This is a genomic window from Tenacibaculum sp. M1.3A (assembly GCF_057732375.1).
Window position 1 is genome coordinate 79,230 of record NZ_JBYJEF010000006.1, and the last position, 13,494, is coordinate 92,723.

12 protein-coding genes are annotated in these 13,494 nt (G+C 31.4%); 4 read left to right on the forward strand and 8 right to left on the reverse strand.

Annotation, left to right across the window (positions count from 1 at the left end; translation table 11 throughout):
• The first annotated feature begins 7 nt into the window (after positions 1 to 7).
• Positions 8 to 754, forward strand: a complete 747-nt coding sequence (locus AC28QF_RS10340) for a succinate dehydrogenase/fumarate reductase iron-sulfur subunit (protein ID WP_488201786.1) — start codon at positions 8 to 10, stop codon at positions 752 to 754.
• A 51-nt stretch (positions 755 to 805) separates the two neighbouring features.
• Here the strand turns inward: AC28QF_RS10340 and AC28QF_RS10345 are convergent, their stop codons facing one another.
• A complete protein-coding gene (locus tag AC28QF_RS10345) occupies positions 806 to 1,189 on the reverse strand; it encodes a DUF1573 domain-containing protein (RefSeq protein WP_488201785.1) in 384 nt (127 codons plus the stop codon).
• 54 nt (positions 1,190 to 1,243) lie between these two features.
• A complete protein-coding gene (locus AC28QF_RS10350) occupies positions 1,244 to 2,128 on the reverse strand; it encodes a tetratricopeptide repeat protein (RefSeq protein ID WP_488201784.1) in 885 nt (294 codons plus the stop codon).
• Between the two features lie 539 nt (positions 2,129 to 2,667).
• On the opposite strand from AC28QF_RS10350, the gene AC28QF_RS10355 reads away from it, so the two are divergent.
• Positions 2,668 to 3,282, forward strand: a complete 615-nt coding sequence (locus AC28QF_RS10355) for a sensor histidine kinase (RefSeq protein ID WP_488201783.1) — start codon at positions 2,668 to 2,670, stop codon at positions 3,280 to 3,282.
• Between the two features lie 6 nt (positions 3,283 to 3,288).
• The gene (locus tag AC28QF_RS10360; protein WP_488201782.1) at positions 3,289 to 3,975 is read left to right on the forward strand and encodes a LytR/AlgR family response regulator transcription factor; all 687 of its coding nucleotides are present in this window, start codon (positions 3,289 to 3,291) and stop codon (positions 3,973 to 3,975) included.
• A 16-nt stretch (positions 3,976 to 3,991) separates the two neighbouring features.
• Here AC28QF_RS10360 and AC28QF_RS10365 read toward each other — a convergent pair whose 3' ends face one another.
• Genes AC28QF_RS10365 through AC28QF_RS10375 form a run of 3 tightly spaced genes read right to left on the reverse strand, consistent with a single transcriptional unit; the run spans position 3,992 to position 6,563 of the window.
• On the reverse strand, positions 3,992 to 5,350 hold the full coding sequence (locus tag AC28QF_RS10365; RefSeq protein ID WP_488201781.1) for an endonuclease: 1,359 nt from the start codon (positions 5,348 to 5,350) through the stop codon (positions 3,992 to 3,994).
• A 16-nt stretch (positions 5,351 to 5,366) separates the two neighbouring features.
• Positions 5,367 to 5,981 carry an NAD(P)/FAD-dependent oxidoreductase gene (locus AC28QF_RS10370; protein WP_488201780.1) on the reverse strand — a complete coding sequence of 205 codons (615 nt, stop codon included), beginning with the start codon at positions 5,979 to 5,981 and terminating at the stop codon, positions 5,367 to 5,369.
• Positions 5,982 to 6,563, reverse strand: a complete 582-nt coding sequence (locus AC28QF_RS10375) for a MarC family protein (protein WP_488201779.1) — start codon at positions 6,561 to 6,563, stop codon at positions 5,982 to 5,984.
• Between the two features lie 110 nt (positions 6,564 to 6,673).
• Here AC28QF_RS10375 and AC28QF_RS10380 point away from each other — a divergent pair, with 110 nt between their 5' ends.
• On the forward strand, positions 6,674 to 7,243 hold the full coding sequence (locus AC28QF_RS10380) for a DUF3109 family protein (protein ID WP_488201778.1): 570 nt from the start codon (positions 6,674 to 6,676) through the stop codon (positions 7,241 to 7,243).
• Between the two features lie 73 nt (positions 7,244 to 7,316).
• Here the strand turns inward: AC28QF_RS10380 and AC28QF_RS10385 are convergent, their stop codons facing one another.
• From AC28QF_RS10385 to AC28QF_RS10395, 3 genes are all read right to left on the reverse strand, one after another.
• Positions 7,317 to 8,024, reverse strand: a complete 708-nt coding sequence (locus tag AC28QF_RS10385) for a hypothetical protein (RefSeq protein ID WP_488201777.1) — start codon at positions 8,022 to 8,024, stop codon at positions 7,317 to 7,319.
• Positions 8,021 to 11,950, reverse strand: a complete 3,930-nt coding sequence (locus AC28QF_RS10390; protein ID WP_488201776.1) for a thrombospondin type 3 repeat-containing protein — start codon at positions 11,948 to 11,950, stop codon at positions 8,021 to 8,023. The genes AC28QF_RS10385 and AC28QF_RS10390 overlap by 4 nt, the downstream gene beginning before the upstream one ends.
• A gap of 109 nt (positions 11,951 to 12,059) precedes the next feature.
• Positions 12,060 to 13,397 carry a deoxyguanosinetriphosphate triphosphohydrolase gene (locus tag AC28QF_RS10395; RefSeq protein WP_488201775.1) on the reverse strand — a complete coding sequence of 446 codons (1,338 nt, stop codon included), beginning with the start codon at positions 13,395 to 13,397 and terminating at the stop codon, positions 12,060 to 12,062.
• Between the last annotated feature and the right edge of the window lie 97 nt (positions 13,398 to 13,494).

Genomic DNA, 13,494 nt, shown 5'->3' on the forward strand with positions numbered 1-13,494 from the left:
AGATAGTATGAACTTAACACTTAAAATTTGGCGTCAAATAGATGCAAACGACAAGGGAAAGATGGTCGATTACAAAGTGACTGATATTTCAGAGCACATGTCTTTTTTAGAAATGATGGATGTTCTTAATGAGCAGATAATTAATAAAGGTGAAGAACCTGTTGCTTTTGATCATGATTGTCGTGAAGGAATTTGCGGTATGTGTTCTATGTATATTAATGGAGAAGCTCATGGTCCTGATAGGGGTGTAACAACTTGTCAGTTACATATGAGAATGTTTAAAGACGGTGATACGATTACTATTGAACCATGGAGAGCTGCTGCTTTTCCTGTGATCAAAGATTTAGTGGTAGACCGATCTTCTTTCGATAGAATTCAGCACGCAGGAGGATATATTTCGGTAAACACTTCTGGTAATACACAAGATGCAAACTCGATTCCTATTTCTAAAGAGGCAGCAGACAAAGCGATGGATGCAGCAACTTGTATTGGTTGTGGTGCATGTGTTGCAACTTGTAAAAATTCTTCTGCAATGTTATTTGTTGGAGCTAAAGTATCGCAATATGCCTTATTACCTCAAGGACAAGTAGAAGCTACAGATCGTGTTTTAAACATGGTAGCACAAATGGATGCTGAAGGTTTTGGTAACTGTACAAATACAGGAGCTTGTGAAGTTGAATGCCCGAAAGGAATTTCATTAGAAAACATTGCTCGTATGAATACTGAGTTTATGAAAGCTAGCTTAAAAGGATAAAACCTTTTTTATATATAAAATTAAAATCCCGAGTTTTCACTCGGGATTTTTTTATTTAGAAGCAATTACATTTTTACCTGTAACGAATCCTTTAATTTTTACTCGTGTTCGTTTTGTTTTTGCATTTGATATGATGGTAAACATTTTAGAAAAACCACCTATTCTATTAGTGTCATAAGTAACCTCTATACTCCCTTTTTTACCTGGCATAATTGGCTTTTCTGGCTTCTTTGGTACTGCACATCCACAAGTGGATACAACTTGTTTTATAATTAAAGGAGCGTTGCCAATATTAGTAAATTCAAAAACACGTGTCTTTTCTGATCCTTGTATTATTTTACCATAATCGATAGTTGAATTTACAAATTTAAATTCTTGCGCGTTGGCTGCCATTGTTACCAAACAAACGGCGATTAATGTTAAAGTTGATTTCATGTATTTTAGTTTTTAGTGATATATTATTATTTCTGAATCTTCTAAAAGAGAAAATTAGATTACTTTTTTAATTTTCTCAATCATTGATAATGCATTGGCGTTATTCGGATTTAATTCTAAAACCTTGTTATAATTTTTTAGTGCTTGCCCATAATTTTTAATGCTATAATAAGCTTCTCCCAAACTATCAAAAACACTGTGCTTGTATGGGTAAATTTTCGTGTTTAGTTGAAAAACAAACAATGCTTTTTCCGTGTTTTTAGATCTAAGTAATTTATACCCATATGTGTTTAACTCTCTACTTCCTTTGGTAAATTCAGAAAATGAAATCAATAAGTTATTTTCATCCTTTTGTAGTTCTTTTATGGTTTTTGCCTTCATCAAAGCATTTAAACGCTCAACAACAACATAATTAGGCGTGTAATTTTTTCCGTTAATAATAATAAGTATATCTCGTTCGAAATCTTGCTTTGGTGATTCAACGATTCTACCAATTTCTTTATCATTTTTATAAAAAATAAAAGTAGGTACTCGGTGAATATTTAATCCTTTTTCTTCTCGGTTTGGTGATGTTTTATAAGCTTCTGGTTTTTTATCAACAGCAATCATCGATAATTTTTTGGTATCAAAACCAGCTTCATTTATCACTTTATAAAATTTCGGAATTTCTCTTTTACTATCGCCACACCAGCTACCGTAAAAAGCTTTAATTTTATAATTTGCAAGAGGGTTTTTTAATCGACTAATTACTTTATCATTCGTTAAATATTGATTGTAATTTTCTTGAAACCAAGAAAAATCATCAATTTTAAAAGCATTTTTATCAGTTTTACCTAATAACATTAGTCTGCCTTTACTGTCTTTCGTTGTTTTATTTATCTGTTGTCCGAAAGCAATACTGTTAATTAGCAAGCAAAGCATTATGGTTGATTTTTTCATTTATTTATGTTTTACTCGAAAGTCGATATTTCTTACATTAAAAAAAAATCAGAAGTATACACATCAAAAAAAAAGGTATCAACTGCAATAGCGCATTAAAAAGCGGCAGTATATACTTTGTAAACAACCTTTGGTACCTATTATTTTGCCGAATGGCTTAATTTTAGTTACTTACAAACACTATGATTAAACTAAACAGAAAGCACAGTGCAGAGCTCTTAATACACGCACTTTTTTGGGTGTTATTTACATTTGTATCACTATTTGTTTTTACACCTTATTATTGGGCTGAAAATCCGTTTTTACAGTATTTTTTCATCCTCGTTGTTATCGTTTATGTAAACAATCAAATATTGCTACCATTTTTTGTAAAAAAGAAATGGTACCTATTCTATAGCCTCATTTTTATACTCATATCGTTTTTAACAACACAATTGTATTGTTATGTATTTGCGCGCTGCGGATGTTCAATTACAAAATGTTTAAGTGATTATTTATGGCAAACTTTAACTCCGCTTTTATTTTTCTCTTTTATATGGATGTTATTTCAATATATAGATCAATCAGAAAAAGTGTTGAAAATAGAGCAAGAAAGAACTGAAATGGAATTAAAATTCTTAAAATCACAGATAAATCCACATGTATTATTTAACAACTTAAATACAATTTATTCGTATGCGATTGAAAAACCAGACAAAGCACCCGATTTGATTTTAAGATTATCAGACAATTTAAAACATGTGCTATACGAGAGCAATGCCAAAAAAGTAAATCTTGATAAAGAAATTCAGTTTATAGATAATTACATCGCATTTCATAAAATTAGAACCGAGGGAATCAAACAAATTAATTACCAAACCTCAACAGATAATCATTGTTATGAAATAGCACCGTTATTGTTAATAACGATTATAGAAAATGCTTTTAAACACAGTGTTTTTAATAGTGTTATTGATATAAATATTAAGGCAGAACAAAATAAATTAACCTGTAGTTCCGAAAATCATTACAATGAAAAACCTATACAAAGCAAGGCTGCAATCGGCCTAGATAATCTTATAAAACGTTTAGATTTATTATACAAAAACAAGTATGAATTAAGTATTAATAATACTAGTACTTTTAAAGTGCTGTTAACTGTAAACTTAAATTAATTAGGTATGAATTGTATTATTATAGAAGACGAGCTTCCGGCACAAAATATTGTGAAGAGTTATATACGTAAAATTCCGGATTTAGAATTAATAGCTGCTTTTCAAACAGCAATTAGTGCGAATGAGTTTTTAAAAAGCAATACAGTTGATACTATTTTTTTAGATATTAATTTACCTGATATATCTGGCTTAGATTTTATAAAAACAATTAAAAATCCGCCGAAAATAATTATTACAACTGCCTATCCTGATTATGCAGTTTCTAGTTTCGAATTGGATACAATTGTAGATTATTTAGTAAAACCTTTTTCTTTTGATCGCTTTTTAAAAGCAGTAACAAAAGCAGAAAATCAAGTAAAGAATATAAAAATTAAAGATAAGGAAGTAATTTACTTAAATATAGATAAAACCATCCATAAAGTATATTTAGAAGAGATACTGTATTTAGAATCTGACAGAAATTATGTTACTTTTTTTACTATTGATAAAAAACTAACAATTATAGATTCATTAAAAAATTGGAAAGATACTTTAGATGAGCGTTTGTTTGTACAAATTCACAAGTCGTATGTTGTGAATTTAAAAAAAGTAGAGAAGTTTACAGGAACTAACTTATGTATTAAAAACAAAATTCTGCCTATTGGCAGAACTTATAAAAAAGAACTATTGGTTAACTTAAAAGCTAACCAATAGTTGTAATATTATATACTTATTCCCAAGAGTTGTTCGCTTCTTCACCTCCCCAAGTTATAGTAACTAAATAAGGATTGTCAATAAAAGGATTTCTGTTTCCTTGGGCATCAGAAATTACATTATTTCTTTGTCTTTCGAAATCAGAAACTGGATCCTCTTTATTCCATTTTAAGAATAACTCCATAGAACCAACCTTGTCAAAAGTTTCACCATATCTTACATTTAAATAAAATACCATTCTAGCGATATCCCCTTTCCATTCATCTCCAGGAAACCAAGTACTACCTTCCTTTTTATATGTTCCTGTTCCATCTATAAAAGGAAAATTAGACCTTTGAGTATTAACAGCATCATCACATGAACGTAAGTGGTGTAAATCTGCTACAGCATCTTCTGCAGTTAACTTAGATTGTGGATATACGTGTTCTGTATTAAATGTTTGTGTAGTATATGTATTAGAGCCAGAAGTATACTCTCTTTCATCTCTACTTTCGCTTGTATACATTAAAATAACATTAGCTACATTACTTAAATCTTCATCTGCATCATATAAATAACTATGTCTTTGACCGTAAGTTAATATATTAGTGTGAGAGCTTGTAACTAAATCTTTTAAAGTATTGTAGTTGGTATTTTTATCATTTATAAAAGATACTCCGTTATAATACGCTGCTAACTCTGCAGGTATATTAAATGATATTACTTCTACAACGTTTATTGTTATTGTTGCTGTTGCACAAGTTGCTGTTGCATCGTTGTCACATAATGTATAAGTAAAAGTATCTTGCCCTGAAAAACCAGTCTCAGGAGTATAAGTTATTGTTCCATCACTATTTAAAGTAACAGTACCATTTGTACTTGAATCATCTAACGAATCAACCTTAGCATCATCTACAATAGTATCATTATCTAGGTGACTACTAATATTAATTGTAGAGTTAATACCTACGTTATAACTATCGTTAACAGCTTCTGGGCTACCATTATCTTTAACGTTAATTGTAACTGTAGCTGTAGAGCAAATTTCAGGAGATACTTTACTACAAATAGTATAATTGAAGCTGTCTTCACCAGAAAAATTATTTGATGGTGTATAAGTGTAGGTAATACGTTCTACTTCGATAGTACCGCCATTAGCTGTAGCATCATCAAAGGTAATAGTAATTCCTGTAGAAGGATATTCATCGTTTGTTAAAAAACTTGGTAACTCTAAAAAAGTACCCTCGTTAGCTTCAAAAACATCATCATTAGCTATTATTACAATTTCTTCATCTACTGGGTCTGGAGTAGGGTCTGGTTTTACAACATCTGATTCATTTCCTCCACAATTGATAAGTAACAAGGTTAAAAAACCAAGAAATAATACTTTTTTCATCATTTTACTCTTTAAATTATTGTTTTTTTATTTTATCATGTACTTTGGCAGGAATGTTATCATTCCATACAGTTAATATATCTGTAGCTACACTCGCTCCGCTACCTGCTGCTATAGCAAACTGACTGCGTATACCTGATAAAGTACCGCAAACATACAAACCTTTTTTAATTAAGTAGTTAAAATTACGTAATTGTACTCTGTCTTTCATCACATTAGCTCTCATATGAGGCTCAATATACTGCTCTAAACCAGCTATTTCAAATGGTTTAGAATAGTTTAAGGCTACAACTACCTTTTTACTGTAATATTCATTTTTATTGGTTATTACTTTATAACCATCTTCATTGTCTAGAACTGCTACCACTTTTTCATTTTCAATTTGAGAAACATGCGGGTATTGATTTGATAACTGTTCTGTTCCTTGCTCTAAAATATCGCTACCTAAAGTACCTGTAGGCAATCCCAAAACATTATTAAACAAAGCATTTTGTAAATGAGATGTTCTTTGATGCATTAAAATACCAACTTTTTTATTTTTAGCGTACTCTTTTTTATAAGCAGAACCTATAACTAGTGCACATTGCATACCAGAAACTCCACCTCCTATAATTAAACAATCAAAAATCATTTATGCTAATAATACTTTAATGTTTTCAGCAAATAGTCTTACTGCGATCGCTAATAAGATAACTCCAAAAATCTTTCTAATAATTTTAATTCCGTTATTACCTATAATTTTTTCTATTCTAGAAGATGTTTTTAGTACAATGTAAATAACTATTACGTTTAATAAAACGGCTATAATTATATTTGATATATGAAATTCGGCCCTTAAAGATAAAAGAGTTGTTAAACTACCCGGACCTGCAATTAAAGGAAATGCTAACGGGAAAACAGTTGCTGTTAATGTTTCATCTTCATCATCTTTATACAAAGTGATTCCTAAAATCATTTCTAAAGCTATAAAAAATAAAATAAATGCACCTGCAACAGCGAAAGAATGTACATCTACACCAATAACACCTAATAATTCTTTACCAACAAATAAAAACAGAATCATTATAAAACCTGCGATAACCGATGCTTTTTCAGACTGTATATGCCCAACCTTTTTACGTAAGTCGATAATAATAGGTATGTTACCTATAATATCAATTACTGCAAACAACACCATAAATGCTGTAAAAATTTCTTTTATATTAAAATCCATAATATGTTATTTTTCAGCTGCAAAATTATATAAGTAATGTTACAATCTAGTATTTTTGCACTTAAATTTTATGTGAAGTTATTGTTAACTTGCACTTTTAAATATATTTTATGTTTCAATTAGGAAAAACTATCGTTTCAGAAGATCTTATCGATAAAGATTTTGTTTGTAATTTATCTGCTTGTAAAGGAGCTTGTTGTATTGACGGTGATGCTGGCGCCCCTTTAGAAAAAGAGGAAACAAAGATTTTAGAAGATATATATCCTAAAATTAAACCCTTTCTTCGTAAAGAAGGTATTGAGGCTATTGAGAAACAAGGTGTGTGGATTACCAGTGACTTTGGTGAACTAGAAACGCCTTTAATTAATAATGCTGATTGTGCTTATGTTATTTTTGATGATAAAAACACGGCATTATGTGCTATTGAAGAAGCTTATAATCAAGGTGTTGTAGATTGGAAAAAACCTGTTTCTTGTCATCTTTACCCTGTTAGAGTGAAGGATTACAGTGAGTTTTCTGCTGTTAACTACGACAAATGGGAAATTTGTGACGATGCTTGTTCTTTAGGTAAAGAATTGCAAGTGCCTGTTTATAAATTTGTAAAACAAGCACTGGTTAGAAAGTTTGGACAAAACTGGTATGATGAATTAGAGCAAATTGCAGAAAAAAGAAATAGATAATCTTATATATTATAAAAACAAAAACGACGCTAAATAGCGTCGTTTTTTATTATTTACAAGGTATTTTATTATTCTAATTAACACTAAAACTCCAAACTTGTCCTATAGACTTTGCTCCTGAGTTATCAATCGTATTAACTTTCCAATAATATGTTTTACCTGTTGCAACAGTTACATTATATAATTCTTCATCTTGAGAACTTGCTACATCTGTTAAATCTGCATCTTCACCAAAGAAAACCTCATATGATAATGTATCATCTGTATTAGAATCAGCACCTACCCATTGTAAATCAACAGACACAATTGATGCCTCTAATGCTGCTTCAGCTGCTGGACTAACTAATTCTGCTGTAAAAGGAGCATTATTTGCTTCTCCTGTTCCTTTCGTATAAAATGCAAACACAGAAGATGTTTCTCCTGATAAGCCTTTACTATCAGTAGCGGTTACTCTCCAATAATAAGCAACTCCCTTGTCTAAATTTATAGATTTAGTAGAAGAATTAGCTGTTTCAGTTTTAATAACAGTAGTCATATCTCTACTATTAGAAAACTCCACTTTATAACTAATAGCATCATTATTAGCATCTGTAGCATCACTCCAATCAAAAGCAATTGTATTATCTATACACAATAAATCTTGTGTTGGGTATGCTAAACTAACTTTACTTGGAGCTTCGTTAACCACCTCTGGTTCTCCTCCTCCTTTACTACTTCCACCTCCACAAGCAACAAATAGTGGAATTGAAAATAATGTGATTGTTTTTATTGCTTTTCTCATTTTTTTAATATTTTAAAAGTATTAGTCTTATCGTTTCCTAGTTTCAGTATATAAATTCCTGCTTTATAACTATTGAATGGAATTGATAATTCATTTCCTTGTCTTTCTATGGTTTTATCTAAAACTACTTTACCTCTTACATCAAATACAATAACTTTAACATTATTTGAGGTATCTACTGGTAATAATAATTCTATAGATTCTGTTACTGGATTGTTTCTTAAGAAAACATTATCAATAACTGTTTCAAATTTCCCTTCACATGCTTTTGCTGAAGTTACCTCTAAAACACCTTTTCCTTCAACCTTAACGTTAAAAGTTGATTGCTCGAATGTATTAATTAAGTCACCATTTAAAAACACTTTATAAGGTGCCGTTCCTGAACTTACATTTACGGTATAATCTCTAGATTGGTTATTTTTAGCCACTCTTAATGAAAAAGCTTCAGCTGCTTTTATATTTATTTCAAAACATTGTTTGTAATCTTTACCATCAACCTCTACACAAACTTCATAACTACCAGTAGCTAAGTTTTCGAAAGTTAACGATGCAGATGTTAATGCTACTGTTTCATCTTTACCTTCTCCTTTTAAAGTTAACGTATAGTTTACAAATGTTTGTTGAACATTAATGGTAATTTTACCATCACTTTCACCTACACATGTTTCTGATATAGTTTCAATTGAAATGTTATTTTGGGTAGCATAACTTGTATCACAAACATCTCCTACTCCATTTCCGTTAGTATCTGTTTGATCAGGGTTTGCAACAGTAGGACAGTTATCATTAATATCTAAAATATTATCAGTATCTGAATCTTGACATACATCTCCAATCCCATTTTCATCAGAATCTGCTTGATCTGAATTAGCTACAGTAGGGCAATTGTCATTAATATCTACTACACCATCAGAATCAGAATCTTGACATACATCACCAACACCATTTTCATCAGAATCTACTTGGTCTGGATTAGCGGTCGTAGGGCAGTTATCTTCTCCATTTAAAACGCCATCATCATCTTCATCTCCATTCGGATCTAACTTGAATTCCCCTGAGAAAACACCTCTACCATAAGTAGCAGCAAAAACAGTATTGTCATCGCGTAAATCTAAATCTAATACAGGTACATAACTCATTCCGTTATATGCTTGTATCCAATTTGGTGAAGCTGCATTAAAGTTCGTCGTTTTCCATACTCCTAAATTAGTCCCAATTATTACCTCATTAATAAGTAATGGGTTTTTTAAAATTGTTTTAACCGGGATATCAGGAAAATCACCTTCTTTGTTTACCCATGTAGCTCCTGCATCATTAGAATACCATATATTAACAACACCATAATTATGCATTGTAACAAAGATTTCTGTTTCATTAGACCCAAACTCTATATCTGATATAGAACCAACAAATTCTGAGCCAGTTATATCAGACCAAGTACTAGAATCTGTGTTCGCATTTTCTACTTTTAATATTTTACCACTGTTAAGTCCTATGTATAATTTACTAGAAGTTTTAGTATATGGAGAAACTTTTAATACAGATGGTGCTGCATCCATTAAGTCATTAGTTAAATTAGATTTTAATATTGTATTTAATAAATTAGAATACCTTTTAACAATATAGTTGGTTCCTTTAGAATAATTAGAGTACAAAATATTTAAATTAGAATCTAAATCTTCTTGATTAATAAAACTTCCATTAGATCCTGCAGCACCTGATTCAGAATTTATATTCTTATCCGTTCCTGTTGCATAATCATATAAATATATAGCGTCATTATAAACATAATTAGTAATAAAGTATTTATCTGAACCATCTACGTCAAAAAAACTTGCTGCTCCATCTCCACCTGTAGGTTCTGTTGAGCTATTCACCCCAGCAGCACCATCCTCAACTAACTGTGTTCCATTGTCTTGAGCTCCTGCTAAGAAATAATCTTTCCCATCAAAGGCGGTCGTCGGTGCAACACCTACTGTGTAAAACTGTAGTGTATTATAATTATTATTTCTAGCATCAATAGTGGTTCCTGAATCATTTGAAAGATATACCCCTCCATCATTACTGAAAACCATTTTACTTGATGATGCAAAAGCTAAACCATGTTGATCTGCATGTACCTCCTGAAATCCAAAGCCTCCATACCAATGTGAAATCTGGTTCCAAGTTGTAGCACCATCTGTTGATTTAAATAAATCAATACCCCCCACATATAGAGTATTTTCATCATTAGGATCTACTTTTAATAATAAATCATAAAATGCTTGTCCTCTTGTAAAGTCATTAGTACTAATATCTGTATCTGCATCATTTGGTAATGAAACCTCCGAAACATTTACAAAATTATCTGTAGTTTTAAATATTTTTACGGGCGCAGCATCTGTACTCATTTCAACAAGTACATAAACAGTGTTAGGGTCTGTCGGAGAAACGGCTATTTCTGTTCTTTTACCATCTGTTACTGTATGTACAACCGTAAAAGTGTTTCCGTCAGTAGATTTAAATATAACTCCACCCCCGTCACCGTATGCTCTACTTTTTGTTGTACTTAAATAAATAGAATTATCAGAAGCTATCTCCAAATTATTTGGCTCATGCTCTTTACCTCCAGCTGTTTTAGGAATATTTAATTTAGAAAAATTAGTTCCATCAACCGATTTATAAACACCAAAACTATCACCCCCAAGCGAGGCTCCTCCTGTATATGATGATTCTCCTGCTGCTATATAGATTTCTGATGTTCCAGCATTATCTCTAACAACAATATCATTAATATGCTGAATACCTGGAACTAAACTAGCATTTGTCGCGTTATCATCTGTTGCTGATAAAGTAACGTTTACTGAACCCAAAGCTAATGCATTAATAATTGGATCTCCATCAGCTTTACTAATCATCAAAGAAGGTATTGTAACATCAGGGCCATCATCACCTGCAGCCATATTGAATATTGGTGTATCATCATTATTAACGATAATGATAGCAACGGCACCAGCTTCTTGTGCATTTTTAGCTTTTAGTGAAAAATTACATGAACCCCTTCTTACGACCGCTATGTTTCCATTAAGTGCAGCTGTATTTACAACAGAAGTACAACCATCTTCATTAGGTACTGCACCATCATCTATTAAGATTAATTCTTTCGTTATAGCTGTTGCCACAGGAACACCAAAAGCACTTGTTAAAAGAATCGTATAATCACCTACTATCGCAGATGGAGAGTTAACTTTTAATTTAGAATTAGCATCTAAAAATGTAGCTCCTGTTACCCCTCCAAAGATATTAGTCCATGAAACACCTCGATCAGTAGATTTCCATAAACCATTACCGTTTACATCACCATTTGTATAAGATTCTCCAGTACCAACATAAAATATATTTGAATTATTTGGGTCAACAACAATACAAGAAACCGCTAAGTTTTCAGGAATACCTATACGAACCCATTTTGAACTTGCATCAGATATTTTAGTGTTTTTCCATAAACCTCCACTAACCCCTCCTGCAAAAACAGTTTCATCAGTAGTATCATTTGGATCAAATAATACAGCTCTAGTTCTTCCCCCTACATTATCAGGACCTCTCTCAATCCATGGATTATCAATATCTCCTGGAACTTTTTGCTCAGCTCTACGTTTTCTTAATTTCTCTTGGAGTTTAAAAACATTTTCTTTGTGAGTTTTTCCTGTATTAGGATTAATCTCACTTAAATATTTTTGTTCGAAATAAGCATTAGGTGGCAATCCTTGTGCTTTTCTTTCTTTTTTAGGAAGTTTTCCTGTTTTCTGAAAAGGGTGATTTTTCAAAAATTCTGCATGTTGACTTCTCAATTTATCGGCAGCTGTCTCTTTAGTGCCTATTGAATTAAAGACAACACCACCTACAGCTAACACAAGTAAGCCAACAAATAGTAATTTTTTATTCATGGTAAAGTTATTTATGATATATAACAGTTAGTAGTAAAATTACCCTAATTTATTAAAGAAGAAAAAATAGAAGTAGTTGTTAACAACAAAGTACCACTTTAACAATTAATTACGCAATATTTCCTTTTGTTTTTTTAAATAATCGTATTGCAAAACTATCTGACAAGCCAGATACGTAACTACATATTTGCATAATTCTGTCATAAAGCGCTTCTTTTTCTTGCTGATATTCATCTGGAAGTAAATTCAACACCAATGAGTCGTAGTTAGATTGTGTTCCGTTAAACTTATTATTTAAAGCTGTTACAAAAACATCTAATAGGTCTGCAATAATCTTATATCCTGCAACTTCTTTTTCGATGACATCTTTACTACGGTATATTTTTTCTATACTTATTTTAATGATATCGTTAATTTGTGCTTCGTATTTACATTTATCTAATAATGATTTTTCGAAACTACCATTTAAAATAACTGCTTCATTTTCTAAAAAGATGTCAACTGCTTCATTAATTAAAACACCTATTGCCAGGGCTCTTAAATAACTAATACGGTCTTTTGTGTATTTTAATGAGTGATATTTTTTACTATCAATCGTATTCTTTACCAACTTAATCATATACTCTAAAGCATAATCTTCATCAATTAGTCCTAAATTAATTCCGTCTTCAAAATCAATAATCGTATAACAAATATCATCTGCAGCTTCTACTAAATACGCTAATGGATGACGGTAATATGAAATTCCTTCACTATCTTTTTTCTGTAAGCCTAAATCATTGGCAACATCTAAAAAACCTGCTATTTCCGACTGAAAAAAGCCATATTTTTTATCGACTATATGTTTTGATGGTTTCTTCGGAAGTGATTCTTTAGGGTATTTCATAAATGCTCCTAAAGTTGCATAACTTAAACGCAAACCACCTTCGCTACCGTGATTATTTTCGGTTAAAATCTTAAATCCGTTTGCGTTTCCTTCAAAATCTATTAAATCTTGGTATTCTTTTTCGGTAAGTTGCTCTTTATATTTTAACCCGTTTCCGGTTTTAAAATACTCTCCGATTGCTTTTTCTCCTGAGTGACCAAAAGGCGGATTCCCAATATCGTGTGTTACGGATGCTGCGGCAACAATCGCTCCGAAATCATTAAAAGTATAGCCTAATTCTACTAAATTCGGGTGGCGTTCTAACAATACTTTACCAACGCGTCTTCCTAACGTTCTACCAACAACCGACACTTCTAAACTGTGTGTTAATCGGGTGTGTACAAAGTCGGTTTTTGATAACGGAATTACCTGTGTTTTATCTTGTAAACTACGAAAGGCTGATGAAAAGATAATTCTATCAAAATCTACCTCAAAGCCCAAGCGCGTTTCGTCTTGTAATATGCGTTCACGTTTTTGTGTATCACCAAAACGTTTTAAAGAAAGGAGTTGTTCCCAGTTCATTCTATTCCTATAAGTTTCGTCGAAAATACTAAAAAAGAAAAGTTTATACCCTTTTTGTTTTATTAATTCCTTTTTTTGAAATATAATTTTACAATGA